Source organism: Photobacterium sp. DNB22_13_2 (assembly GCF_052873915.1).
This window is the reverse complement of record NZ_JBNNXU010000082.1, coordinates 1-320: the sequence shown is the minus strand read 5'-3', so window position 1 is coordinate 320 and position 320 is coordinate 1. Positions and strand designations below refer to the sequence as shown.

Genomic DNA, 320 nt, shown 5'->3' with positions numbered 1-320 from the left:
CTCAGGTACGAGCCATCGGGCAACATCTGCTCTACCGGCAGCTTGAGGTTGGATTTGACCCGCCAGGCCAGCTTGGCGCCCGTAGCGCAGGCGGTCTGCCAGAGCTTGAAGCCGTAGAAGTTGCGGTCGGCCAGCACCAGCATCTCGGGCGTGAGCTTGGCGGGCAGCAACTGGGCGGCCATGACCTGCTCGCTGTGGCCGTAGGGTGCGATGCCGGCTGCCACCACCGCGTGCGTGCCGCATTCCACCAGGCCCAGAACGCGCGCCTGCGGGAAGGCGCTTTGGCCGCGCGAGGCGCCCGGGTAGCCGAAGAACTTGGC

General features: G+C 68.1%; 1 pseudogene. It reads right to left on the bottom strand.

Annotation, left to right across the window (positions count from 1 at the left end):
- Positions 1–320: pseudogene (locus tag ACVA58_RS27880) on the bottom strand (IS4 family transposase); the annotation flags it as partial.